We start from the raw sequence: 21,230 nt of genomic DNA, 5'->3' as shown, positions 1-21,230 counted from the left end.
CCGCAATGTACCCGCTCAATAGGTCGGCATGGTCGTGTCCACTTGCTGAGCCCAGGCGTGAATGCCGCCGGTCAGATTGGTCACTTTGGAAAAACCCTGGCGCTCGAGGAAGGCGGCAACTTGCATGCTGCGTGCGCCGTGGTGGCAGATGCACACCACGGGCTGTTCTTCTTCCAGTTCGGAAAAGCGGCTGGGAATCGTGTTCATCGGAATCAGCGTGGCTGCTTCGATCTTGCAGGTTTCGAATTCCCAAGGCTCGCGCACATCCAGCAGCAAAGGCGTCGGGCGATCCGGGTCGGCGATCCAGGCGGCCAGTTCCGGTGCGGTGATGTGCTCCATACAGAATTTCCTAGAAAGTGAAGTGGGAGTGTTCAGTGGCCGAATGCAGGGATTTGGCCATCAGTTCAAACACGTCAACGGTATCGTAGACCTGATCAGATGTGCGGGTGATCACTTGCAGCGACATCACCGGTGCGGCGCCGACGATAGCCAGAATGCGGCCGCCGACCTTGATCTGTTTCAGGAAAGTGTCCGGCAGGAAAGGCAGCGCGCCGGAGATGACGATCACGTCGTATTCGCCTTGCCAGCCTTGTGCGCCATTGCCTAGTTCAACGCTGACGTTGGTCACGCCGTAAGCGGACAGGTTCTTTTCAGCCAATGCTTTCAGTTCAGGATCGATTTCAACGGAGGTAACGTGGCGAGCCTTGTAGGCCAGCAACGCAGCCATGTAACCGGAGCCGGCGCCGATTTCCAGGACATGCTCGTGTTTCTTGACGTTGGCTTCCTGCAGGATGCGAGCTTCGACCTTCGGCGCCAGCATGTTTTCGCCGCCCGGCAGAGGAATTTCGGTATCGAAAAACGCCAGGCTGCGATAAGCGGCAGGCGTAAACTCTTCGCGCTTGACGACAGTCAGCAGATCCAGCACATCTTGCGCCAGCACATTCCAAGGGCGGATTTGCTGTTCGATCATATTGAAACGGGCTTGTTCGATATTCATGGCAGTAGGCTCAATAGCGACGTAAAAGCAGCATTTTATCAAACACGGCTGCTGCGAGACAGCGTCCTGCGCGCGCTTTTCGTTGCTTTCCGGGGCGTGGCGCAAGATATTTTGCGAGCAAACGCTGGATTAGCGCTTGCAAAAAAGGAAATATCAGGATGTGCGGCCATCTTCTTTGTCTTTCCCGGCGTCCTCTTCGGCAGCATTCTCTTCGGCATGGCCGAACCACTTGCGCTTGAACCAGGCGCCCAGATCATCGAGATAGGTATAGGCCACCGGCACCACCACCAGCGTCAGGATCGACGAGGTGATGATGCCGCCGATCACGGCCTGGCCCATCGGCGCGCGTTGCTCCGAACCTTCAGCGATGCCGAAAGCCAGCGGCACCATGCCGAACACCATCGCCAGCGTGGTCATCAGGATCGGGCGCAGGCGCACGTGTGCGGCTTCCAGCAAGGCCGCGCTGCGCTCCATGCCCTGCTTGCGCGCCTGATTGGTGAAGTCCACCAGCAAAATAGCGTTCTTCGTCACCAGCCCCATCAGCATGATGAAGCCAATGATCGAGAACATGTTCAATGTCGACCGGAAGAACAGCAGTGCCAGGAACACGCCGATCAGCGTCAGCGGCAGCGACGACATGATCGCAATCGGTTGCAGGAAGCTGGCGAACTGTGACGCCAGAATCATGTAAATGAACACGATCGCCAGCGCCAGCGCGCCCACCGCGTAGCCGAAGGATTCGTTCATGCTCTTGGTCGAGCCACCGATTTGATAGCGGTAGCCGGGCGGCCAGTTCATCTGATCCAGCATGGTCTTGATTTCAGCGTTGACCTGACCGGCAGAGCGGCCGGCGGCGTTGGCCGATAACTCCACTTCGCGGTTCAGGTCGCGCCGGTTGATCTGGTTGGCGCCGACGGTGTTTTTGATCTCCGCCACCTGGCGCAGCGGCACCATGCGCGGCGTGCCGTCCGAATTGGTCTGGGTGCTGGCCAGCATCAGGCGCGACAGGTCGTCGACGGTATTGCGATCGGTCGGCGACAGGCGCACATTGACGTCGTAGTTTTCATCGTCGGGAGCGCGCCAGCTGCTGGCGGCTTCACCGGCCAGCAGCGGACGCAATGCATTGCCGATCTCCGCCACACCGATGCCGAGATCCGAGCCGATATCACGTTTGGGCTCGATGGAAATCGTCGGCTTTTGCGCCTTCAGGCTGGAGTCCAGATCCACCACGCCACGGATGGCGAGCAGCTTTTTCTGCACTTCATCCGACAGGCGCGCCAGTTGATCCAGATCCGGCCCCAGCAAGCTGAAGCGAACCTGCTTGTTGTCGCCACCGACGCCATCCAGCGTGCCGATGTGCGTCACCGCGATACCGGCAATTTGCGTCAGTCGGTCGCGCAATTGCGGCGCCAGTTGCGAGGTGCTGAGCTGGCGTTGATTGCGTGGCTTGAGACGGATGAACACCGTCGCGTAATTCTTGCCCTGCGAATTGCCGGTGTTCACCGTGCTGTAGGTATCAACCACTTCGGGGAACTGGCGCAGCACGGCTTCGACCTGATGTACCTTGCTTTCGGTCAGCTCCAGCGAGGAGCCGACCGGCGTGTAAAAGGTCACGCCCGACTCCGAATAGTCCGCCTGCGGCACGAACTCGGAACCGATCAGCCCGGTCGCCGGCAACGCAAAGCCCGCAATAAACGTCACTAGCGCCAGCACCAGAGTCAGCACACGATGCCGCAACGACCATTTCAACAGGCGCTGATATGTCGCCGACAACCACTGCACCAAGCGATCAAACTGGTTCAGCACACGGCCGATGGTGCGCGCGTACCATCCGCTTTTATATTTCTCGCCATGCACATCGGGATCCGGCCAGATCGACGACAGCATCGGATCGAGGGTGAAAGACACGAACATCGAGATCAGCACCGCCGCCGTCACCGTCACGCCGAACTGATGGAAAAATCGCCCGATGATGCCGCCCATGAAACCCACCGGCAGAAACACCGCGACGATCGAGAAGGTCGTCGCCAGCACTGCCAGGCCGATTTCCGCCGTGCCTTCCAGCGCTGCCATCTTGTGCGTCTTGAACTTGCCGTGCACCTTCATGCCGGCATGGCGCACGATGTTTTCGCGCACCACGATCGCGTCGTCAATCAGCAGACCCACGCACAGTGACAGCGCCATCAGCGTGATCATGTTGATCGTGAAGCCGAACATGTACATGAACAGAAAGGTGCCGATCAGCGCCACCGGCAAGGTCAGCCCGGTGATCACCGTCGAGCGCCACGAATTGAGGAACAGGAACACGATCAGCACCGTCAGCAGCGCGCCTTCAATCAGCGTGCGGCGCACGTTCTCGACGCCGGTGCGGATCTGGCGCGAGCTGTCCTTGATGATTTGCAGGCGCACGCCGGGATAGAGCTTTTGCAGGTTCGGCTCCATGTCCTTGATGGCTTGCTTCAAGCCGTCGGCGACGTCGATGGTGTTCTGGCCCTGCGCCTTGAGGATGTCCAGGGCGAGCGTGCGCTGGCCGTTGTAGAGCGCCAGCGTTTCTTGTTCTTCCTGGCCGTCGACGACGGTTGCGATCTGATTCAGCGTCACCGGCTGGCCACCGCGGCGCGCCACGATGATGCCTTTGAAATCTTCCGGATTCTTGACGCGGCCTTGCACCTGCACGACTTTCTCGGCATCCGCCATGCGAATGGCGCCGGTCGGCAGTTCCTGGTTTTCGTTCTTGACGGCGTTGATGACCTGATCGACACCGATGCCCAGCGCTTCCATCTCATTGGGTTTGACGTAGATATTGACCTGCCGCTTGACGCCGCCGACCAGCGTCACCGAACCGACGCCGCGGACATTTTCCAGGCGCTTCTTGATGATCTGATCCGAGATTGTGGTCAGTTCGCGCAGTGTGCGCGGTTTGGCGTTGGCGGCATTGGGATCATTGGTCACCGAGATCGAAAAGATCGGTTGATCGGCCGGATCAAAACGCGTGATGCGCGGCTGGTCGACTTCCTTGCGGAAGGCCGCTTGCACCAGCGCCACTTTTTCGCGCACATCCTGAGCGCCTTGTGCCGGATCGACCGTGAGATCGAACTCGACGATCACCACCGACAGGCCTTCGTAGGAGTGTGACGTGAGACTGTTGATGCCGTTGATGGTGTTGACGGTTTCTTCAATCTTGCGCGTGACGTCGGATTCGACGTTCTCGGGCGATGCACCGGGATACGTGGTCTGCACCACCACCACCGGAAAGGTGATGTCAGGGAATTGGTCGACGCGCAGGCGCTGATAAGAAAACAGGCCGAGCACGACGAACGCCATCATCATCATCGTGGCGAGCACCGGGTTGCCGATACTGATACGGGTGAACCACATACCTTATTCCTTTGCCTTGACGGCAGGTGCGGATGTCGCCGGTGCGACGTTGGTTGCTGCAGGCACAGCGCCGCCGGTTGCAGAGATGCGTACCGGCGTGCCCGTATTCAGGTTGCCCAGATTGGCCTTCACGATGCGCGCACCGTTTTGCAGGCCGCTGCTGACTTCAACCGCATTGCCGCGGCTGTCGATGCCGCGCATGCCCAGCGTGACGTCGCGCCGGATCAGTTTGCCTTCTTCAATGGCGTAGACATAGGTCTTGTCGCCATCCGTTTGGATTGATGTTTGCGGCACGGTCATCACAGCGTCGCGCTTGTCCAGCGTCAGGCTGGCATCGGCGAACATGCCGGCGCGCAGCAAGCCCTGCGGGTTTTCAATGCGCACGTACACCATGATCGATCGCGATCCCGATTGTGTCCCCGGATTAATGCGGACGACCTTGCCGACAACGGCTTGCGGCAGACCTTCGACGGTCACCAGCACTTCCTGGCCCAGTTTGACTTTCAGGATATCGGCGGTCGGCACCGGCGCTTCCAGTTCCATCTGGCTCAGATCGACGACATCGAGCAACTTGTTGTCGATGGATACCTTTTCACCTGGCTCGACGGTGCGGCTGCTGATCATGCCGTTAATGGGCGCCTTGATGACGGTGTCGTTCAGCGCTTTTTGCGCAACGTCGAGTGCACCGCGCGCGGTGTCGACGTTGGCTTTGGCGATGTCGAACTGGCTGGCGGCATTGTCGAAGGCATTGCGCGAGATGAAGCCTTTGTCGAGCAGGGCGAGGTTGTTGTCGCGTGTCTTGGTGGCAATGTCGAGTTGCCCGCGCGAAGCGACCAGCGAGCCTCTGGCCTGTTCCAGCTTCGCCTGATATTCGCTGGTGTCGATGCGGATCAGCACTTGTCCGGCCTGGACGGCTTCACCGGCGCGCACCAATACTTCTTTGACTTCGCCGGCGACCTTGGCCTTGACCGACACCTGATTCAGCGCGCGCAAGGCGCCCGACATCGGCAGCACCTGGCGCAGTGGCTCCACGGTGGTCATGACGATATCGCTAGTCAGGAATTCGAGAACCTGGGCTGGCTTCTCAATCACCGCAGCCGGTGGACGTTTTCTGGTGGTGAGAAAAGCGACGGCAATCATCAGGATCAGCAGTCCAATCAGGACCGGGCGGCGTTTTAAAAAGGAAAGTGTCATCAGGTTTTTGTTGATTAGCCGTTCAGGCGCAGATCGATGAGATTGTCGGGAGCAGGCGTCGGTTCCGGCCGTGGCGGGTGAGGCTGCCGCGTCATACTTTCAGGCATGGCGGCCCGAACGGTTTGCCGCTGCACGCCGCCAGCTTGGCCGTGTTCGCCCGCGAGTCAGCAATGTAAGTGGCAATAGCTATGCCGTCAAGAAACTGCGGGAAAGATCGGAGGTAAAGCAGGGTAAATCGCAGTATCAGTCGAAGCGTTATTCGAAGAATATGTCCGATATCCATCTGGCGGCACCACTTTGCGACAAACCGACAATCTGCAGGATTGAAGGGGGGAAATGCCTCAGCTTCTTGTGTAGAAACCTTGAAAGCCTTTTACAATGGTGGCGTCCGCCATTTGTCTTTAATTATGTTTTTGGCAATTATTCGCGCAAGTTGAACCACCGGACCTGGTAATTACAGGAGCGCTGCAATGCAAAACATCAGCAACCAATTTTTCATCAACAACACCGCGGCGCCCACTGCTGCGAAGGCGTACGCCAATAACAACGATATCGGTTTTGCCCAGATGATGATTGCCCGCAATACGGGCGTCGACGGACTGGTTAATCCGATGCGTCCAGACGTCAGCCCGGCGCTGACGATGGCGTTGGGCGGTCTGGTTGGTTCCTACGGCATCAACGTGCCGCCGAAGCTGCGGATTTTTTCGACCAAGAAGGGCTTCAAGCTGGAAGAGGGCGATGAGCGTAACAGCAAGTTCGAGATGCTGCTCAGCGACCATACCGGCGTGTCCGATCTGCTGGCGCAGGCACAGACGCAGGCTCTGGCGTCCCGCGAAGAAGCGATGCAGTCGGCCATCGAGACCTTTACCCAAGGCAATTCCTCCGGTTATGACATGAAGGGTTTCCTGACGGAATTCAGGGAGGAGGAAAAGCCGCGCGCCATCAGCATCGTGTATGACGGCAACAGCACGCAGGTGGAAGAGTCGGATGGCAAGAACTGGCGTCCTATCAAAAACGAATCGGATTTCATGGCCGATCTGGTCAAGGCCTACACGCGCTATACGCTGACTCAGGATGCAACGGAAGCACATGAGGCCAAGGGCAAGACCAAGACGAAAAATTCCCTGACTTCACTGCCCATCGATAAATAAACAGTGTTTTCATGCAGAAAAAAGCCAGGCAATGCCTGGCTTTTTTATTGCTGTCGAGTTACAGGTGATTTGCCGCCGAGTGCCGGTAACCGCGCTTGCTCAGCTCCCGAAACTGCTACTGCCCATCAGTTTGGACAAGCGGGTGGAAATCTCTTGCACGATACTTTGGACTTCATCGAGGCTGGGGTTAATCTTTTTGTCGATCCGCTCGATGTAGGGAATGTTCAGCGCCGCCAGCATGCGGTCGTTGGCGCCTAGCACTGGATACGACAAATTCACCACGCCCCGGATCTGGCGGCTTTCCATGCGCGAATAGCCGCGCTCCTGGGTTTCAGCGATCTGGCGCAGCAACTGCGCATGATCGACTTCCTGTTCGCCGTCCATCCTGATGTGTGCCGCCAGCATGCGGCCGCGTTCGGCCTCATCGCGAAACGACAGCAGCACGTGGCCCGACGCGGTATCGGTCAGGCTGACCAACGCGCCGACCTTCAGTCCGAAAGCCCAGCGCTCGGGGCTGTCAACCTGCGCCACTACAATCACGCGGCCCGCTTCATAGACGGTCAGATGCGTCGATTGCATGGTCCGGTTCGCCAGCTCACGCATATGCGGCAACGCTGTGCTCACCAATGAGCGAATCGGCTGGTGATAATGCGCCAGCTCAAACAATTTCAGCGACAAGCGATATTGATCGTTATCGGCAATCAGGTAGCCGCGTTGTTCCAGCGTCACCACCATACGGAAGATTTCATTGACGCTGCGTCCCAGCTGTTTGGAGATCTGGTTGAGCGTCAGCATCTGCTCCGACTTGCTCAACAGCTCCAGAATATCCAGGCCCTTATCCAGCGCCGGTGCCGCATAACGCGCCTTGCCTGCATCGGTAGCACTGTCGTTGGCGGAAATGTCTTCCGCAGCATCGGTATTCAGATCCGCGTCGGGCACAATTTTCTTGGTTCTTGGCATGGCTGGCCTGATGGAAGATGACACCGCGCAACCCGTACGGGTTTGCGCAAATTCGAATTATTCCGCATTTTATCTCTGAAACCGACATTCATGAATGATTGCCGGTTTCAAAGAATGCTTTGCCCGTCAATTCCAAACTTGTTTATGGGCCGTAGCGAGAGGCTGTCAGCTGGTAGCGGCCGGAGCACAGGGCACCGGAGTGTACATAAAGTACACGAGGATCCCGGGCAACGTACGGCACCGGCTGACAGCCTCGCAGTAGGCCCAAAAACAGATTTTAGAAGGAGTGGCTGATGCCGGCGTAGGCCCCGTTCTGATTTTGCCCAGGCAACGGATTGTTATTAGTCGCCTCCACAGAGAAGTTGGCATTGCTGCTATTACGCACCGTACCCGCACCCACATACAGCAACGTGCGCTTCGACAGCGAGTAGTTCGCCCCAGCCATGAACAAATTGGCGTTGCCGCCGCCCTTGTTCACGTTCACGCGGAACACCGAGCCGATCAGCGTCAACGCCGGCGTCACCTGATAATTGGCGCCGACCCAATAATGATTGGCCTTATCCGACGACGTCGGTGCAGCATCCGGTGCGCGCAGATTTTCGTAACCGGCAAACAGTTTCAGTTTGTCGATCGTCAGCGTGCCGCCAAGGATCAGTTCTTTGGAGGTGTCGAATACATCGACAAAGCGACCATTGGCGTCGCGCACCACGTCATAAATCGCGCGCAGTTCGACGGTCTGGTTGGCATACACCAGCGAGATGCCGTCCTTGCGTTTCTTGGTCAGCGAGCCGGCCTGTTCGCCGAGGCTGGTTTGCACGGTCGCGTTGAACCCGCCCCAGGTCGGCGTCTGATATTCGATGACGTTGTCGGCACCTTGCCAGTTGCGGCCGCGCACCAGCGTCGCGGTGCCGATGAACTGCTGACCGGTCGGATCGAGAAACCAGACGTCGTTGTCAATGAACAGATTCTTGCCAAGCTTGAGCGAACCGGCGCTGCCGGCCAGACCGACGTAAGAGCGGCGATTGAACAGCGCCGAGCCGTTGGTCGATCCCTTGGTCGCATCGAAACCGGATTCCAGCAGGAAGAAAGCGCTCAGTCCGCCGCCCAGATCTTCGGTGCCTTTGAAGCCGATCATGCTGGTGCCCCACTGGTTGCCGGAAGCGCGCCACAGGCTGCCGCTGCCGCCACCGCTGGTGGCAACGTTGGATTGATAGTCGACGCCGGCATCGACCCGGCCGTAAATGGTGACACTGCTTTGTGCCTGTGCACTGCCGGCAGTCAGTCCGGCAAGTCCGAGCAACGTGCCTGCGACGGCGCGTGTCATTTTCGGGTTGATGAATTTGAATGTGAATTTGAATGTGCCACGCCCATGGGTGTGGCGAGCAGTAGATGTCCTTGTCTGCATGAGAATCTCCGTATTTATGGTTGTTGTGACTACGTGTTTGCTTGTTTTTATAGGCACGGGCCCAAAGGTCGGGCGGCCCGCGGTAGAGCGGTAAAGATCAGTGTTTGTCATTTCCTCCTGTTAATATTGTTATTTCATTTGTAAAATGAATTTTTAATTGAGAGAGATCATAAAATATTGCTTTTTAAGCATCTGTGTTTTGATATCTCATAGATATATATTGGTTATCGCTTCAAACTACATTGAGATAATGTAGTTTGCAGCGACTGGATATTAGCAAAGTAAACTCAAATATAAAATGAAATTTTATTGATGAATTTAAAACTGCGTGTGATAATCGCCACACAGCAAAAGACACAGCCTTGTGCATAACTAACTAGTAAGCAGTCAGCACAAAGGCGAAGCACGACAACAATGGAGACAGGCGCGACAGCCTGAAGAGATGGCAGGACGGTGGCATCCATACGCGATATGCGGTGCCGGCGAAGTCATCTCTGCTTCCGATGCTGTGCAGTGATCCGTAGCCGGTACAACCGATTTCACTCCATTACATTTGACAGCGACGATGACCAAGATCACCTCCATGCGCGTACTGGACGTACGTTTCCCGACCTCAAAGACTCTCGACGGCTCCGACGCCATGAATCCGGATCCGGATTACTCGGCTGCTTACGTCATTCTCGACACCGACAAGCCCGGCCTCGAAGGCCATGGCCTGACCTTCACCATTGGCCGCGGCAATGAAATCTGCTGCGCCGCCATCCAGGCCATGGAGCATCTGGTGGTCGGCCTCGACCTCGACTGGGTCAGCGAAGACATGGGGCGCTTCTGGCGTTACATCACCTCCGACAGCCAATTGCGCTGGATCGGCCCGGACAAGGGCGCTATCCACCTCGCCACGGGTGCGGTCGTCAATGCCGTCTGGGATTTGTGGGCCAAGGCCGAAGGCAAGCCGCTGTGGAAACTGGTCGCCGAGATGTCGCCGGAAGAACTCGTGCGCTGCATCGACTTCCGTTACATCACCGACTGCATCACACCGGACGAAGCGCTGGCGTTGCTGCGCGCACAAGTGCCGGGCAAGGCCGAACGTATCCGTCTGCTGGAGCAAAACGGCTATCCTTGCTACACCACTTCCGCCGGCTGGCTCGGCTATGACGACGCAAAGTTGCGTCGTCTCTGCAAGGAGGCCATCGACGGTGGTTTCAATCACATCAAATTGAAGGTCGGCCGCGATCTCGCCGACGACAAGCGCCGCGTCACCATCGCACGCGAAGTTATCGGTCCGGATCGCCATCTGATGATCGATGCCAACCAGGTGTGGGAAGTCGACCAAGCCATCAACTGGGTCAATGAACTGGCTTTCGCCAAACCATGGTTTATCGAAGAGCCGACCAGCCCGGACGATGTCGAAGGACATCGCAAGATCCGCGAAGGCATCGGCGCAGTCAAAGTCGCCACCGGCGAGATGTGCCAGAACCGCGTGCTGTTCAAGCAATTCATCATGCGCGGCGCAATCGACGTGGTGCAGATCGATTCCTGCCGTCTCGGCGGCGTCAACGAAATCCTCGCAGTCATGCTGATGGCTGCCAAATACAAGCTGCCGGTCTGTCCGCACGCCGGCGGCGTCGGCCTGTGCGAATACGTGCAGCATCTGTCGATGATCGACTATGTCTGCATCGCGGGCACCACCGAAGGACGCGTGACCGAATACGTCGATCACCTGCACGAGCACTTTATTGATGCCTGTGTGGTCAAAGGGGCAGCTTACATGCCGCCGACCGCGCCGGGATTCTCGATCACGATGAAACCTGAATCGCTGGAGCAGTATCGCTTTCGTGGTTAATCAAAAAACAAGATAAGAATAAAGACGGAGACAAGACGTGGACTTACATTTAAAAGACAAGGTCGTGATCGTGACCGGCGGCGCTTCCGGCATTGGCGGTGCGATCTCGCTGCAACTGGCGGGCGAGGGCGCGATTCCGGTCGTGTTCGGCAAGAGCCAACCCGGCGACGCGTTCAAAGAACAACTGCTGAAGTTGCAACCCAAGGCACGCTTCTTTCTGCTTGATCTCATGGAGGAAGCGAAATGTCAGCAAGCTGTCGCCGAGACCGTGCGTGAGTTCGGTCGTCTCGACGGCCTGGTCAACAATGCCGGTATCAACGACAACGTTGGTCTCGATGCCGGCCGTGCCGCCTTCATGCAGTCGCTGGAAAAAAATCTGATCCACTACTACGTCATGGCGCACTACTGCGTGCCGCACCTCAAGGTCACACGCGGTGCCATCGTCAATGTCTCTTCCAAGACTGCCGTCACCGGTCAGGGCAATACCAGCGGCTACTGCGCATCGAAAGGCGCGCAACTCTCGCTCACGCGCGAATGGGCGGCAGCATTAGCCAATGACGGTGTGCGCGTCAATGCGCTGATCCCGGCGGAAGTGATGACGCCGCTGTACGAAAAATGGATTTCCAGCTTCGACAATCCGCAAGAAAAGTTGGCAGACATCACCAGCAAGATCCCACTTGGCAAGCGCTTCACGACTTCGGAAGAAATGGCCGATACGGCTGTCTTCCTGTTGTCCGATCGCGCTGCGCACACCACCGGCCAATGGGTGTTCGTCGACGGTGGCTACACGCACCTCGATCGCGCGTTGACCTGAGGGAAAACCAATGCGTTACTGCCTCGCACTAGACCTGAAAGACGACGCGGCTTTGATCGCGCGTTACGAAGAACATCACCGCAAGATCTGGCCCGAGATTGCTGCACATCTGCACGCCAACGGGGTGACCGGGATGGAAATCCACCGGCTTGGCACGCGCATGATGATGATCATGGAGACCGATGACGCCATCTACGACGCAGCCGCCATGGCGCAGGCCATGCAGGATGATCCCAAGGTGCAGGAGTGGGAAGCATTGATGTGGCAGTTCCAGGTGCCGACGCCATGGACGCCGCAAGGAGAAAAATGGGTGCCGATGACGAAGATTTTCGATCTCGGTAATCAGTGAGGGCAATGTAGCAACGCAATACACAACACAGCCAATCAATAAACAAGGCTGGTTTGCATCAACGAGGCAGGTATGCAATCAGAACAAACAGAGACCGCAAACGAATCGGGATACCTGATCCGCTTGCGTAACGTGACCAAGCGCTTCCCCGGCGTACTGGCGTTGGACAATTGTCAGCTGGATTTGCTGCCCGGCGAAGTCCATGCATTGATGGGCGAAAACGGTGCCGGTAAATCGACGCTGATGAAGATTTTGTCAGGCGTCTATCAGAAGGACGAAGGCCAGATTTTTGTCGACGGCAAGGAAGTTGCCATCGACGGCCCGCGTGCCGCCCAGGAGCTGGGCATCGGCATCATCCATCAGGAACTCAACCTGATGAATCATCTAAGCGCTGCACAAAACATCTTCATAGGCCGCGAACCGCGCGGGCGCTTTGGTGTTTTTCTCGACGAAGACACGCTTAATCACCAGACCGCCGAAATCTTTGAGCGCATGCGCCTCAAGCTCGACCCGCGCACCAAGGTCGGCGAGCTGACCGTCGCCAAACAACAGATGGTGGAAATCGCCAAGGCGCTGTCTTTCAATTCGCGCGTCCTGATCATGGACGAGCCGACCGCCGCGCTCAATAACGCCGAGATCGACGAACTGTTTCGCATCATCCGCGACCTGCAAGCGCAAGGGGTCGGCATCGTCTACATCTCGCACAAGATGGACGAGCTGCGCCGCATTTCCAATCGCGTCACCGTCATGCGCGACGGCAAATATATCGCCACCGTGCCCACTGAGGAAACACCGATCGACACGATCATCAGCATGATGGTCGGCCGCCAGCTCGACGGCGCCGGTCCGGTCATCGCCAATGCAACGGACAACGAGGTTGTGCTGGAAGTCAAAGGACTGACGCGTGGCCATGCCATCCGTGATGTCAGTTTTCAGTTGCGCAAGGGCGAGATTCTCGGTTTTGCCGGTTTGATGGGCGCGGGCCGCACCGAAGTCGCGCGCGCCATTTTTGGCGCCGATCCGCTGGAAGCCGGTGAGATCTTCATCCACGGTGGCAAGGCGGTGATCAAGTCGCCGTCTGACGCCGTCGCACATGGCATCGGTTACCTGTCGGAAGACCGCAAGCATTTCGGGTTGGCCACCGGTCTCGACGTGAAGGCCAACGTCGTCATGTCGAGCATGAATCGTTTCCTGAAAAAGGGTTTGTTCCTCGATCAGGCGGCGATTCGCAGCACAGCGCAAAGCTATGTGCGCCAGCTTGCCATCAAGACGCCGTCCATCGATCAGCCTGCGCGCCTGTTGTCCGGCGGCAACCAGCAAAAGATCGTCATCGCCAAGTGGTTACTGCGCGACTGCGACATCCTGTTCTTCGATGAGCCGACGCGCGGCATTGACATCGGCGCCAAGAGCGAAATCTACAAACTGCTCAACACTCTCGCAGAACAAGGCAAGGCCATCGTGATGATTTCTTCCGAGTTGCCTGAAGTCCTGCGCATGAGCCACCGCGTGCTGGTCATGTGCGAAGGCCGCATCACCGGCGAACTCAGCGCCGCCGAAGCCTCGCAAGAAAAAATCATGCAACTGGCAACACAGCGTCCTTCCGCTGTTGCCAATGCCACCACTACACATTGAGAAGACGACCATGGCAAATACTCCCAATCCACTGTCGCAAGCGAACCTGACCATGACATCTACAGCCAATTCCGAAGCCGGCGCAGGCAGCCTGCGTGCGCGCCTGTTCCACCCGTCCACGCGGCAAAAGCTGCTGGCCTTTGCCAGCCTGCTGGCGCTGGTCGTATTCTTCAGCTTCGCCAACGAGAACTTCCTGCAGGTCGATAACCTGGTCAGCATCCTGCAATCGACCGCCGTCAACGGCGTGCTGGCGATCGCGTGTACTTTCGTCATCATCACGGCAGGCATCGACTTGTCGGTCGGCACCATGATGACTTTCTGCGCGGTGATGGCCGGCGTGTTTTTGACCTACTGGGGTCTGCCGATTTACTTCGGTGTTTTCGCCGCGATTTTCTTCGGCGCATTGTGCGGCTGGTCGTCCGGCATGCTGATCGCCAAGCTCAAGGTGCCGCCGTTCATTGCGACGCTGGGCATGATGATGTTGCTGAAGGGCTTGTCGCTGGTGATCTCCGGCACCAAGCCGATCTACTTCAACGATACGCCGTCGTTTTCGCAAATCTCGCAAGAGTCGCTGATCGGCGACCTGATTCCGGCGCTGCCGATTCCTAACGCCGTGCTGATTCTGTTCCTGGTCGCCATCGGCGCGGGCATCATCCTCAACAAGACCGTCTTCGGCCGCTACACCTTCGCACTGGGCAGCAACGAAGAGGCGCTGCGTCTGTCAGGCGTCAAGGTCGATTTTTGGAAAGTCGTGGTCTACACCGTCAGCGGTGCCATCTGCGGCATCGCCGGCCTGTTGATCGCGTCGCGCCTGAACTCGGCGCAACCTGCGCTGGGCCAGGGTTACGAACTGGACGCGATTGCCGCCGTGGTGATCGGTGGCACTTCGCTGTCGGGCGGCACCGGCACCATCCTCGGCACCATCATCGGTGCGTTCATCATGAGCGTGCTGATCAACGGTCTGCGCATCATGTCGGTGGCGCAGGAATGGCAAACCGTGGTCACCGGCGTGATCATCATCCTCGCCGTCTATATGGACATCCTGCGTCGTCGCCGCCAATAAAAGAAAGTTGGAAAATTTCCTTACCCCGTAATGCCTTTCAGTTAAGTCTATTTTCCTCGCCGTCGTCCCAGCGAACGCTGGGACCCAGTGTCGTGAAGACGGTCAATACGACGCTGGGTCCTGACTTTCGTCAGGACGACAGTCAAAGAGGACAATGATATTCAAACTCAGCTGAACGGCATTAGCCTTACCCCGCTGTTTTTACACTCACCAAGGAGACTTAAAAATGATAAAGAGAAGAGCACTCAACATTGCCATCGGTTTGACTTTCGCCATGGGCCTGGGCAGCGTCGCACACGCTGAAGACATCTATATTCCGCTGATTTCCAAAGGCTTCCAGCATCAGTTCTGGCAAGCCGTGAAGGCCGGCGCCAATCAGGCCGCCGCCGACTACAAGGTCAAGGTAACCTTCGAAGGACCGGAAACCGAAGCCATGGTCGACAAGCAGATCGACATGCTGTCCGCCGCGCTGGCGAAGAAGCCACAAGCGATCTGCTTTGCCGCACTCGACAGCAAGGCTGCGCTGCCATTGCTGAAGAAGGCGCAAGCCGCCAAGATCCCGGTCGTTGCATTTGACTCCGGCGTTGACAGCGATATTCCCGTCACCACTGCCACCACCGACAACAAGGCTGCTGCCGCACTGGCCGCAGACAAGATGGCCGAACTGATCGGCAAGGAAGGCGAAGTCGCCGTGGTTGCCCACGATCAGACCAGCCGTACCGGCATCGACCGTCGCGACGGCTTTGTTGATCGCATGAAGGCGGCGTACCCGAAGATCAAGATCGTCAGCATCCAGTACGGTGCAGGTGACCAACTGAAGTCGACTGAAGTCACCAAGTCCATCCTGCAAGCCTATCCAAAACTCAAGGGCGCCTTCGGTACCAATGAAGGTTCGGCCATCGGCGTGCTGAACGGCGCCAAGGAAATGAAGCGCAAGGTCGTCATCGTCGGCTTCGACTCCGGCAAGCAGCAGAAGGATGCGATTCGTGACGGCCAGATGGCCGGCGCGATCACGCAAAATCCTGTCGGTATCGGTTACAAGACCGTCGAAGCAGCAGTGAAGGCACTCAAGGGCGAGAAGCTGCCGAAGATCATCGATACCGGTTTCTACTGGTACGACAAGAGCAACATCGCCGATCCGAAGATCGCGGCGGTGCTGTACGACTGATCTGCCGGTCAGCTGTTCAGATAGTCACGTGATCAATTGAGGATCCGATGCCGGCCTGTATTCGTGAGTCTGCGAGTGCACGCCGGCATTTTCATTTCTACGTTCTGCATCACTAAAAATCATGACACTGCGTATCGACGCACATCAGCATTTCTGGCGCTATCGCGCTGAAGACTACCCATGGATAGGTGCCGGCATGGACGTGCTCGCGCACGACAAATTGCCTGCCGATTTGCAGCCCCTTCTGCAAGACCACAAGATCGCCGCCACTATCGCCGTGCAGGCGCGTTCAGGCCGGGAAGAGACGCGCTTCCTGCTTGATCTGGCGAAGAACACCGACTGGATCGCCGGTGTCGTCGGCTGGGAAAACCTCTCCGTCGCCGATCTCGGCGAGCGTTTGTCCGAATGGCATGCAGGCGACAAGCTGGTCGGCTTTCGCCATCAGGTGCAGGACGAAGCCGACGCGCGCGCTTTCCTCGAACACGCTGACTTCAATCGTGGCATCGCCTTGCTGCAAGCGCAGAGTTATGTCTACGACGTACTGGTGTTCGAGCGTCAGCTGGCCGACACCCAAGCATTCTGCGCGCGTCACGACAAGCACTGGCTGGTGCTGGATCATCTCGGCAAACCGGCGCTGCGAGAATTTGCGCGGAGCGATGCCGCGCTGGTGCGATGGAAGAAAGAATTGCTGGCGCTAGGGAAACTGCCGCACGTCGCCTGCAAATTGTCCGGACTGGTTACCGAAGCTGACTGGCAAGCCGGCCTGCAGCAAAGCGACTATGAGCACATCCGCATCTGCCTTGACACCGCGCTGGAAGCATTCGGCCCGCAGCGTCTGATGTTCGGTTCGGATTGGCCGGTGTGTCTGCTGGCAGCGTCGTATGAGAAAGTGGCGCAACTGGTGGCTGACTGGGCTGATGCCAATCTCAGTGGAGACGAGCAGACGCAACTCTGGGGCGGCACCGCAGCGCGCTGCTACGGCATCACGGCTTGATAGCTGGATAGGAAGATATTCCGGCAGATATTTCTAAAGCAGGGCGCCTGGCTTCAGTCACCCTGCATCAGTCACCCTGCATCAATTGCAGCGGCGACGCCTGCAACTCACGCATCTCTTGTGGGCGTCCCGACTGCTGACCGACAAAAGTCAGCAACCATTCCTGCAAATAGGTCGGTCCCGGCGTTGTCTTGCTTCCGGACAAACGCTGCCAGCCGCGCACGATCATGCCGTCGGCATGCATGCTCAGCAATTGCGGCTCATACAGAGGCGGCAACAACAATACGCTTGTGCCTTCGTCGCTTTTTTGCGCAGACAAGGTCATCTGACGCGTCGTTCCGGCCAGACTCATCCCGACGATGCCGGCGAACCCGGCGTCGGCAGCGATCTCCACTTCGGTGCGGCGAATCCCTTCACTTCTGAATTGTCGAATTATACTGTACATAAAAACAGTATATTCTAAACTCGCCCGTCGATGCAATACGAGGCGACATTCCGGACGTCCTCGCTCGGTATGGTCAGCGAACACCGCGCAAAAAGTGCGCTCGCTGCGACTCACTTCGTATATGAATATGCAGATATATTCGTGGCGGCTGCTCGCTTGGCACAAGAGAATCAATGGATTCATTTCTACTTTGGAGCGCCTTGCCATGAGCCGAGATTTGCTGCTGTTGCTGGAACCTGGATTCACCGATCAGAAATATCCGGGAGACCGTTTTATCTGCCCCGATGGTGCGCCGATAGAAGGCCTGCTGGCGGGCGATCCTGATCACGTGTCAAAGCTTGACATCCGTCGCCTGCCTTTCGCCAAGCCGCGCCAGGTCGTGGTGGATGCGCTCGATGCCGATCATCAAAGTCTGCCGGTACTGATTCTGGGCGACGAGCAGCCGCTTCCCGCCGATGCACAGCACGTGCAGCAACTCGGCAACAAACACTTCGTCACCGACACCCGCCGCATTCTCGATCTGCTGGCCGAGCGCCACGGATTTTTCAAGACGCATTGAACGACATTTCGCGCGATGCATGAGACTTCGCGTCGCGATTCCCCTCGAGGAGATTGATTCATGAGCGACACTACAGCGCCGCCACGCCAGCTGCATCTGAACATCAACGTCTTGCATTCCGGCTTCGTCCCGTCGGCCTGGCGTTTGCCGGATGCAGATCCGCACGCCTTCATCGATGTCGGTCACTATGTGCGCGTCGCGCAGATTGCAGAGGCGGCAAAGTTCGATGCGGTCTTCCTGGCTGACAACGCGTCCATTGTCGAGCAGATCGACTTCCGTCCTATTACCGCGCTGGAGCCGACTGTGCTGCTGGCGTGCGTGGCGGCTGCGACCACGCACATCGGTGTCATCGGCACAGCGTCGACCAGTTACAACGAGCCGTACAACATTGCCCGGCGTTTTGCCACGCTTGATCATGTGAGCAAAGGGCGGGCCGGATGGAATGTGGTCACCACCGCGGATCTCGGCTCGGCGCGTAATTTCGGCCGCGATGCCGTCCCCGACCATGCCGGACGCTACGCGCGCGCGGCGGAATTCACCGACGTCGTCAAAGCACTCTGGGATAGTTGGGAAGACGATGCCCTCATCGGCGACAAAGTCAGCGGCCGCTTCATCGATACCGATAAGGTTCAGCCGATTGCACACCATGGCACGCACTTTTCGGTGCAAGGCCCGCTGAATCTGCCGCGTACGCCGCAAGGCCACCCGGTGCTGGTACAGGCTGGCGGTTCCGCTGACGGCCGGGATCTCGCCGCGCGTCATGCAGAGGCGGTGTTCTCAGCTTCGCAATCGCTGGAAGAGTCGCAGGCCTATGGTCGTGAACTGAATGCACGCGCGGCGGCGTACGGACGCGGACCGCATGCCGTCAAGATCCTTGCCGGACTCACGACCATCATCGGCGCAACGGAAGCGGATGCCATTCGCCGCCGCAACGAGTTGATCGACATGATTCCCTGGAGCTACAACATCAATCGTCTCGCCGGAATTCTCGGCGTCGCGCCGGATCGCATCAAGCTGGACGAGCGCCTGCCCGACGACATCGGCTTACCCAACAAGGGCAACGGCAATCACACCTTCTTCAATGCCACGCTGGCACAGGCGCGTCTGCATGGCTATACCGCGCGCCAGTTGGTCTATGCGCTGGCGGGCGGCGGCGGCCACCGGGTTGTGGTCGGTACGCCGGAACAGATTGCGGACGACATCGAACACTGGTTCAAGGCCGGCGCCGCCGATGGTTTCAACTTGATGCCGGATGCCTTGCCGAGCGGCTTGCAGGACTTTAGCGAGGGCGTGGTGCCTATCCTGCAAAAGCGCGGCATCTTCCGTCGCGAGTACGAAGGCACGACCTTGCGTGAGCATCTGGGATTGGCGCGCCCGGCAGGACGCAAAGGAATTGCTGCGGCAGCTTAAGCAGGAAGAGGCATCACCTGAAGGGAGTTACCCTAGCGCATCGGGTAACTCCCTTTGGTTTCAGGATTTCAGTGTTTGTGATCCAGCCGGCGTGACAGCTTTTCGCCGAACAACTGGATGATGGATACCAGCGCAATCAAGATTACGATCACTTCAAACATCACCCGCGTCTCGTAGCGCTCATAACCATAACGGATCGCCAGATCGCCGAGTCCACCTGCGCCCACCGCGCCCGCCATCGCAGAAGCATTGATCATCGCAATGACGCTGACGGTCATGCCGCCGACGATACCCGGCAGTGCTTCCGGCAACAGCACGTGGCGTACGATATGCCATCGACGGCATCCCATGGCCCGCGCCGCTTCGACCAAACCGGGATCGACTTCATTGAGACTGACCTGGGCAATACGCGCATAGAAGGGAATCAGATTCACCGTCAATGGCACTACCGCCGCCCAGGTGCCCAGCGTGGTGCCGACCAGAAAGCGTGTGACCGGCAGTAGCGCCACCAGCATGATGATGAAAGGCACGGCGCGAAATACATTCACCGTCGCCGATAAGCCGCGATGAAAGCGCGGTTTGGGATACAGACTGTTGCGCGCCGTAATCGTCAGCACAATCGCCAGCACCAGGCCGAGACTGATGGCGATCAGCGCCGAGCTGCCGACCATCAGCAGCGTTTCGAAGAAAGCCTGAACGTATTTGTTAAGTGCGGGCAGGGACATAACCGAGAACCTCAATAAAATCTGCACCTTGGAAGCGGTCATTGTTGTTGCCGCCACGGATCTTGATCGCTTCCCACGAGGCGACAGGCAGCGAAACCAGCAGGTTGCCTTGCGCATGGCCGCGGATGCGGTCGAGCCCGCCATGAATCAGCGTCGCATCAGGCCCGAGCAGCGCCAGCTGTTGCAGGCTGACGCCTTGCGGATGTGCAGAACCGTTAAAGCGCAGGCTGAGCAAAACGTCGCCTGCCTGATTGCCCAGATCGTCAATCAGTTGTGCCGCCAGATCGGCAGGCAAGCCATGTTGCAAGGGACGCAGCAAAGCGCGTGTGGCTTCCGCCTGTGGATCGCCGAAGACGCGCCACACCTCGCCTTGTTCCACCACCTGGCCATGATTGAGCACCAGCACGCGATCGCAGATTTCGCGGATGACGGCCATGTCGTGTGTGATCAGGACGATGGTCAGGCCCATCTTGCTGCTGATGTCGCGCAGCAGCGTCAGGATGGATTGTGTGGATTCCGGATCGAGCGCCGAAGTGGCTTCGTCGCACAGCAGAATTTCCGGCTCATGCACCAGGGCGCGTGCAATGCCGACGCGTTGTTTTTGTCCGCCGGAGAGTTTGGCCGGATAAACATCGGCCTTGTCGCGCAGGCCGACCAGATCGAGCAGGGCATCGACGCGGGCACGGATCTGCTCCGGGGCGACACCGGCTACGCGTAAAGGCAGGCCGACGTTATCGCGCACGGTCTTGGCGGACAGCAGGTTGAAATGCTGGAAGATCATGCCTATCCGGCGGCGTAGCTTGACCAAGGCATCCTCGTCGAGACTGCCGACCTTGAGGCCATTGATCGCGACGGCGCCGGTATCCGGTATTTCGAGCGCATTGATCGACCGCAGCAACGTCGATTTGCCCGCGCCGCTACGGCCGATGATGCCGAAGATCTCGCCGCGCGCGACGGTGAAGGACACCTCGCGCAACGCGTGGACTGTCCCTGTCGGCGAAGGATATTGCCGGGAGATGTTGTCAAACACCAGATGCGGCTGAACGCCTGCGGCCGGTGTTGTGTACGCCTTGGCGGCAGGCTTATCTGTCGCCGGCGTGGATGGATTCGCCTCCACGCCGATCAGTGCAGAAATGTTCAACG

19 protein-coding genes are annotated in these 21,230 nt (G+C 58.1%); 10 read left to right on the top strand and 9 right to left on the bottom strand.

Going from position 1 to position 21,230, the window contains the following annotated elements; all coding sequences use genetic code 11:
* Positions 1-15: 15 nt before the first annotated feature.
* The 4 genes from PQR63_RS22405 to PQR63_RS22390 form a co-directional block, all read right to left on the bottom strand.
* The gene (locus PQR63_RS22405; protein ID WP_408170346.1) at positions 16-339 is read right to left on the bottom strand and encodes a rhodanese-like domain-containing protein; all 324 of its coding nucleotides are present in this window, start codon (positions 337-339) and stop codon (positions 16-18) included.
* A gap of 10 nt (positions 340-349) precedes the next feature.
* Entirely contained in the window at positions 350-997 is a 648-nt protein-coding gene (locus tag PQR63_RS22400) for a protein-L-isoaspartate O-methyltransferase family protein (protein ID WP_408170344.1), read from the bottom strand.
* Between the two features lie 153 nt (positions 998-1,150).
* Positions 1,151-4,375 (bottom strand): efflux RND transporter permease subunit, encoded by a 3,225-nt coding sequence (locus tag PQR63_RS22395; RefSeq protein ID WP_408170342.1) that lies wholly within the window; start codon positions 4,373-4,375, stop codon positions 1,151-1,153.
* Between the two features lie 3 nt (positions 4,376-4,378).
* A complete protein-coding gene (locus tag PQR63_RS22390; protein ID WP_408170340.1) occupies positions 4,379-5,569 on the bottom strand; it encodes an efflux RND transporter periplasmic adaptor subunit in 1,191 nt (396 codons plus the stop codon).
* Positions 5,570-6,039: 470 nt separating this feature from the next.
* Here PQR63_RS22390 and PQR63_RS22385 point away from each other — a divergent pair, with 470 nt between their 5' ends.
* Positions 6,040-6,720 (top strand): hypothetical protein, encoded by a 681-nt coding sequence (locus PQR63_RS22385; protein WP_408170338.1) that lies wholly within the window; start codon positions 6,040-6,042, stop codon positions 6,718-6,720.
* Between the two features lie 99 nt (positions 6,721-6,819).
* Here PQR63_RS22385 and PQR63_RS22380 read toward each other — a convergent pair whose 3' ends face one another.
* Both PQR63_RS22380 and PQR63_RS22375 read right to left on the bottom strand, forming a co-directional pair.
* Entirely contained in the window at positions 6,820-7,680 is an 861-nt protein-coding gene (locus tag PQR63_RS22380; RefSeq protein WP_408170336.1) for an IclR family transcriptional regulator, read from the bottom strand.
* Positions 7,681-7,957: 277 nt separating this feature from the next.
* Positions 7,958-9,004 (bottom strand): porin, encoded by a 1,047-nt coding sequence (locus PQR63_RS22375; protein ID WP_408170362.1) that lies wholly within the window; start codon positions 9,002-9,004, stop codon positions 7,958-7,960.
* Between the two features lie 646 nt (positions 9,005-9,650).
* Between PQR63_RS22375 and PQR63_RS22370 the strand changes: the two genes are divergently transcribed.
* The 7 genes from PQR63_RS22370 to PQR63_RS22340 all read left to right on the top strand — a co-directional run bounded on the left by PQR63_RS22370 (position 9,651) and on the right by PQR63_RS22340 (position 16,948).
* A complete protein-coding gene (locus PQR63_RS22370) occupies positions 9,651-10,928 on the top strand; it encodes an L-fuconate dehydratase (RefSeq protein ID WP_408170334.1) in 1,278 nt (425 codons plus the stop codon).
* Positions 10,929-10,965: 37 nt separating this feature from the next.
* Positions 10,966-11,742 (top strand): SDR family oxidoreductase, encoded by a 777-nt coding sequence (locus PQR63_RS22365; RefSeq protein ID WP_408170333.1) that lies wholly within the window; start codon positions 10,966-10,968, stop codon positions 11,740-11,742.
* A 10-nt stretch (positions 11,743-11,752) separates the two neighbouring features.
* Positions 11,753-12,091 (top strand): L-rhamnose mutarotase, encoded by a 339-nt coding sequence (locus PQR63_RS22360; RefSeq protein WP_408170331.1) that lies wholly within the window; start codon positions 11,753-11,755, stop codon positions 12,089-12,091.
* 72 nt (positions 12,092-12,163) lie between these two features.
* Positions 12,164-13,723 (top strand): sugar ABC transporter ATP-binding protein, encoded by a 1,560-nt coding sequence (locus tag PQR63_RS22355; RefSeq protein ID WP_408170329.1) that lies wholly within the window; start codon positions 12,164-12,166, stop codon positions 13,721-13,723.
* A gap of 52 nt (positions 13,724-13,775) precedes the next feature.
* Positions 13,776-14,786, top strand: a complete 1,011-nt coding sequence (locus PQR63_RS22350) for an ABC transporter permease (protein WP_408170361.1) — start codon at positions 13,776-13,778, stop codon at positions 14,784-14,786.
* A 226-nt stretch (positions 14,787-15,012) separates the two neighbouring features.
* Positions 15,013-15,954 (top strand): ABC transporter substrate-binding protein, encoded by a 942-nt coding sequence (locus PQR63_RS22345; RefSeq protein ID WP_408170327.1) that lies wholly within the window; start codon positions 15,013-15,015, stop codon positions 15,952-15,954.
* Between the two features lie 118 nt (positions 15,955-16,072).
* Positions 16,073-16,948, top strand: a complete 876-nt coding sequence (locus PQR63_RS22340; RefSeq protein ID WP_408170359.1) for an L-fucono-1,5-lactonase — start codon at positions 16,073-16,075, stop codon at positions 16,946-16,948.
* Between the two features lie 67 nt (positions 16,949-17,015).
* Here PQR63_RS22340 and PQR63_RS22335 read toward each other — a convergent pair whose 3' ends face one another.
* Complete coding sequence (locus PQR63_RS22335; RefSeq protein ID WP_408170325.1) at positions 17,016-17,393, bottom strand: hypothetical protein; 378 nt, start codon at positions 17,391-17,393, stop codon at positions 17,016-17,018.
* Positions 17,394-17,598: 205 nt separating this feature from the next.
* Between PQR63_RS22335 and PQR63_RS22330 the strand changes: the two genes are divergently transcribed.
* Complete coding sequence (locus PQR63_RS22330) at positions 17,599-17,952, top strand: DUF3088 domain-containing protein (RefSeq protein WP_408170323.1); 354 nt, start codon at positions 17,599-17,601, stop codon at positions 17,950-17,952.
* Between the two features lie 60 nt (positions 17,953-18,012).
* Positions 18,013-19,362 (top strand): LLM class flavin-dependent oxidoreductase, encoded by a 1,350-nt coding sequence (locus tag PQR63_RS22325; RefSeq protein ID WP_408170321.1) that lies wholly within the window; start codon positions 18,013-18,015, stop codon positions 19,360-19,362.
* A 68-nt stretch (positions 19,363-19,430) separates the two neighbouring features.
* On the opposite strand, the gene PQR63_RS22320 is transcribed toward PQR63_RS22325, so the two are convergent.
* Both PQR63_RS22320 and PQR63_RS22315 read right to left on the bottom strand, forming a co-directional pair.
* On the bottom strand, positions 19,431-20,087 hold the full coding sequence (locus PQR63_RS22320; protein WP_408170319.1) for a methionine ABC transporter permease: 657 nt from the start codon (positions 20,085-20,087) through the stop codon (positions 19,431-19,433).
* Entirely contained in the window at positions 20,068-21,210 is a 1,143-nt protein-coding gene (locus PQR63_RS22315) for a methionine ABC transporter ATP-binding protein (protein ID WP_408170357.1), read from the bottom strand. Before PQR63_RS22315 ends, PQR63_RS22320 begins: the two co-directional genes overlap by 20 nt.
* Positions 21,211-21,230 lie beyond the last annotated feature (20 nt).

The organism is Herbaspirillum rhizosphaerae (genome assembly GCF_046025915.1).
In the GTDB taxonomy this organism is placed as follows: Bacteria; Pseudomonadota; Gammaproteobacteria; order Burkholderiales; family Burkholderiaceae_D; genus Herbaspirillum; species Herbaspirillum rhizosphaerae_A.
Note: the sequence above shows the minus strand (reverse complement) of the source record. Positions and strands in the feature narration are given on the sequence as shown.

Coding starts and splice junctions, on each gene's coding strand:
- PQR63_RS22325 (WP_408170321.1), top strand. CDS start 18,013: ATGAGCGACACTACAGCGCCGCCACGCCAGCTGCATCTGAACATCAAC.
- PQR63_RS22405 (WP_408170346.1), bottom strand. CDS start 339: ATGGAGCACATCACCGCACCGGAACTGGCCGCCTGGATCGCCGACCCG.
- PQR63_RS22380 (WP_408170336.1), bottom strand. CDS start 7,680: ATGCCAAGAACCAAGAAAATTGTGCCCGACGCGGATCTGAATACCGAT.
- PQR63_RS22390 (WP_408170340.1), bottom strand. CDS start 5,569: ATGACACTTTCCTTTTTAAAACGCCGCCCGGTCCTGATTGGACTGCTG.
- PQR63_RS22335 (WP_408170325.1), bottom strand. CDS start 17,393: ATGTACAGTATAATTCGACAATTCAGAAGTGAAGGGATTCGCCGCACC.
- PQR63_RS22355 (WP_408170329.1), top strand. CDS start 12,164: ATGCAATCAGAACAAACAGAGACCGCAAACGAATCGGGATACCTGATC.
- PQR63_RS22320 (WP_408170319.1), bottom strand. CDS start 20,087: ATGTCCCTGCCCGCACTTAACAAATACGTTCAGGCTTTCTTCGAAACG.
- PQR63_RS22330 (WP_408170323.1), top strand. CDS start 17,599: ATGAGCCGAGATTTGCTGCTGTTGCTGGAACCTGGATTCACCGATCAG.
- PQR63_RS22370 (WP_408170334.1), top strand. CDS start 9,651: ATGACCAAGATCACCTCCATGCGCGTACTGGACGTACGTTTCCCGACC.
- PQR63_RS22395 (WP_408170342.1), bottom strand. CDS start 4,375: ATGTGGTTCACCCGTATCAGTATCGGCAACCCGGTGCTCGCCACGATG.
- PQR63_RS22350 (WP_408170361.1), top strand. CDS start 13,776: ATGACATCTACAGCCAATTCCGAAGCCGGCGCAGGCAGCCTGCGTGCG.
- PQR63_RS22375 (WP_408170362.1), bottom strand. CDS start 9,004: ATGACACGCGCCGTCGCAGGCACGTTGCTCGGACTTGCCGGACTGACT.
- PQR63_RS22360 (WP_408170331.1), top strand. CDS start 11,753: ATGCGTTACTGCCTCGCACTAGACCTGAAAGACGACGCGGCTTTGATC.
- PQR63_RS22400 (WP_408170344.1), bottom strand. CDS start 997: ATGAATATCGAACAAGCCCGTTTCAATATGATCGAACAGCAAATCCGC.
- PQR63_RS22385 (WP_408170338.1), top strand. CDS start 6,040: ATGCAAAACATCAGCAACCAATTTTTCATCAACAACACCGCGGCGCCC.
- PQR63_RS22345 (WP_408170327.1), top strand. CDS start 15,013: ATGATAAAGAGAAGAGCACTCAACATTGCCATCGGTTTGACTTTCGCC.